The organism is Stenotrophomonas sp. 2YAF22 (genome assembly GCF_052114665.1).
Lineage (GTDB): Bacteria > Pseudomonadota > Gammaproteobacteria > Xanthomonadales > Xanthomonadaceae > Stenotrophomonas > Stenotrophomonas indicatrix.
On record NZ_JBFRFE010000499.1, the window covers coordinates 1 to 3,263 of the forward strand.

4 protein-coding genes are annotated in these 3,263 nt (G+C 67.7%); all 4 read left to right on the top strand.

The window, feature by feature from the left end; all coding sequences use genetic code 11:
- Positions 1-521: hypothetical protein (locus AB4Y84_RS17105; RefSeq protein ID WP_442250510.1), on the top strand; the 521-nt coding region annotated here is incomplete at its 5' end.
- 166 nt (positions 522-687) lie between these two features.
- Positions 688-1,050 carry a DUF3088 family protein gene (locus tag AB4Y84_RS17110; protein ID WP_025874933.1) on the top strand — a complete coding sequence of 121 codons (363 nt, stop codon included), beginning with the start codon at positions 688-690 and terminating at the stop codon, positions 1,048-1,050.
- A 14-nt stretch (positions 1,051-1,064) separates the two neighbouring features.
- On the top strand, positions 1,065-2,042 hold the full coding sequence (locus AB4Y84_RS17115) for an MsnO8 family LLM class oxidoreductase (RefSeq protein WP_442244965.1): 978 nt from the start codon (positions 1,065-1,067) through the stop codon (positions 2,040-2,042).
- Positions 2,043-2,058: 16 nt separating this feature from the next.
- Positions 2,059-3,263 (top strand): LLM class flavin-dependent oxidoreductase (locus AB4Y84_RS17120; protein ID WP_442250511.1); only part of this gene is annotated, 1,205 nt, incomplete at its 3' end.

Sequence of the window (3,263 nt, forward strand, 5' to 3'; positions counted from 1 at the left end):
GTCCTCACGGCCGCCACGGCCGCGGGTGTTCTCGCGGCGCTGGCTCCCTGCAGTCGGCGCGTTCGGCGGGTGAGCAGGGGCTGCATCTGCTGCTGGGTAACGTCAACCGTGCCGAGCTGAGTGATGACTTCTTCGGCGCGCAGTTGCAGCACCTGCAGGCCTATCGTGCGGCATTGCCGGTGGGCAGCGCACGCCGCGTGGCGGTGGGGCGGGTGCTGGTGCCCACCGAGGGTGTGGATGCGGCCACGCGGCAGCGGATCGAGGCCTTCAGTGCGCAGCGGCATGCGCGCACCCTGGCCCCGCAAGGGCCGCGACGCACGATGTTCGCACCCGACGTGGTCGGCAGCACGGCGCAGATCATCGCGCGGTTGCAGGCCGATCCGCTGCTGCAGCAGGTGGACGAGCTGCGGGTGGAGCTGCCTTATGAACTGCCCGAGCAGGACTACCGGCGCATCCTCAGCACGGTGATCGAGGACATCGCGCCGGCGCTGGGCTGGCGCGCACCTGCGCAAGCGGCGTGATGCCGCCCGTGCCCATAACGGCCGGCAGTCTGCTTATTGCCAACCTGCATCTGCATGGCCGGATCCGACCGTGGATTGTCGAGTTCCGGCGCTGGCATCGGGCCGTCCTTCTCTAGCATCGATATCGAAGCGGCAGTGCATTGCCGGCCCCTACGAGGACGATCCCGTGGCTGTAGACGCAACCCACAAACCCATCCTGTTCCTGCTGGACCGCGAGTTCGAGGACGGCCAGCTGCCCGGCCAACGCTTCTTCTGCCGGCACAGCCTGCTGCTGGAAGGTGCGCTGTCGAGCATCGAGGGCCTGGACGCACAGCTGGATGTGCGCCGCATCGGCTTCAGCCGGCCGCGCCGCGAGGTGATCGCCGAGATCGGTGAGCAGGACCAGTCGCTGCCGAAGCTGGTGCTGCCGCAGGGCGTGGTCAATGAGCACGCCAGTGGTGAATACCAGCAGCGCCAGTACATCTCCGGTGCCGAGCCGATCCTGGCGGCACTGAATGGCCTGCTCGGCATTCCCGTGGCCCATCCCTGAGCGAGGACGTGACGATGAGCTACCTCACCAGCGTGTTGGACAAGAGCCCAGTGGCCGACGGCAGCACGCCCGAACAGGCGCTGCGCAACAGCCTGCAGTTGGCGCAGCGCGCCGAGCAACTGGGTTACCACCGCTACTGGTTTGCCGAACACCATGCCGCGCCGGCGCTGGCCAGCCCGGCACCGGAAGTGCTGGCGGCGTGGGTGCTGGCGCAGACCCGGCGCATCCGCATCGGCAGTGGCGGGGTGATGCTGCGCCACTACGCCCCCTACAAGGTGGCCGAGAATTTCAATCTGCTGGCCGCCCTTGCGCCCGGACGCGTGGATCTGGGCGTGGGCAAGGCGCCGGGTGGTCTGCCGGCATCGACTGCCGCACTGGCCGCCGGTCGCCCGGCGTTCGCCGATTTCGACCAGCAGTTGCGCGACCTGGAAGGCTATCTGTCCGATGCGCAGGCCGACGCTCAGGCGCGGCCGATTCCGCAGACGCCACCGGAGCGCTTCCTGCTGGGCGCGAGTCCACAGAGTGCGCGGCAGGCCGCAGAGCTTGGCTGGCGCTTCGTCTACGCCGCGCACTTCGATGGCGACCCGAAGCACATCGAGGCCGCCTTCGAGGCCTATCGCGCGGTGTCCGCGCACGCCCCGTTGCTGGCAACGGTGGCCTTCGCCGCGCCCACCAGCGAGGCCGCCGCCCGCTATATCGGCGCGCTGCGGGTCTACAAGCTGCACCTGGCCCCAGGGCAGACGGTGAACCTGCCCAGTCCCGAAGCCGCTGCCGAATACGCGCGGCAGGTGGGGGTTGCTGATTTCCGCATCGAAGAAACACGCCCCAGCGTGCTCTCTGGCGATGCGCAGCATGTACGCAGCGAGCTGGATGCGCTGCACCGCCGCTTCGGCGTCGGTGAATTCATCCTCGACGCGCCGGTGGCCGACCTCGACGCACGCCTGACGTCCCTTGAACTGCTGTCGCCCGCGCCCCGCGCGGCGGTGGCCTGACTGCTGGAGCCACCCCATGAGCACGACCCCGCGTCCCATCCCGTTCGGCATCATGCTGCAGGGCCCCGGCAGCCACATGCATGCGTGGAAGCACCCGTCCAACGTGCCCGATGCCAGCGTCAACCTGGGCTACTACATCGACATCGCGCGTACCGCCGAGGATAACGGCATTGCCTTTGGCTTCGTTGCCGATGGGCTGTACATCAACGAGAAGTCGATCCCGCATTTCCTCAACCGCTTCGAGCCGATCTCGCTGCTGTCGGCGCTGGCGACGGCGACGAAGAAGATCGGCCTGGCCGGCACGCTCTCCACCTCGTACAGCGACCCGTTCACCGTGGCGCGCCAGTTCGCTTCGCTTGATCTGCTCAGCGGTGGCCGTGCAGGGTGGAACGTGGTGACCTCGCCGCTGGAAGGCTCGGGACGAAATTACGGGCGTCCGCATCCTGAGCATGCGCTGCGCTACCAGATTGCCGATGAGTACCTGGAAGTGGTGCAGGGGCTGTGGGATTCTTGGGATGACGATGCGTTCGTGCGTGACCGCGACAGCGGCACGTTCTTTGCGCCGGAGAAGTTCCGCCGCCTCGACCACAAGGGCCGCTTTTTCCAGGTGGAAGGCCCACTCAACATCCAGCGCTCGCCGCAGGGCCAGCCGGTGATCTTCCAGGCCGGTTCGTCCGACGATGGCATTGCGTTGGCTGGCAAGTACGCCGATGCGGTGTTCACCCACGCGCCGTCACTGGAGGAGACCCGTACGTTCACCCAGAAGGTGAAGAACTCGGCGATCGCCCATGGCCGCAGCGCTGGTGACATCAAGATCTTCCCGGGCATCGGCCCGATCGTTGGCCGTACGGCGGAAGAAGCCGAGGCCAAGTACCAGGCGATTGCCGCGCTGGCCGGGCTGGACGATGCCCTGGCGTATCTCGGCCGTTTCTTCGACCACCATGATTTCAGCCAGTACGACCCGGATGCGCCGTTCCCTGAGCTGGGCGACATCGGCGCCAACTCCTTCCGCTCCACCACCGACCGCATCAAGCAGGATGCGCGCGAGCAGGGCCTGAGCCTGCGCCAGGTGGCGCTGCAGGCGGTGAGCCCGCGGCCGAACTTCATCGGCACGCCGGAACATGTGGCCGACGAACTGATCCGCTGGCCAGCGCCGGGCGGATCTGTTCCGCGTAGACGCGGGCATGGCGCTGCTGGAGCCGGTGGGCCTCCTCGCCGATC

Coding starts and splice junctions, on each gene's coding strand:
- AB4Y84_RS17115 (WP_442244965.1), top strand. CDS start 1,065: ATGAGCTACCTCACCAGCGTGTTGGACAAGAGCCCAGTGGCCGACGGC.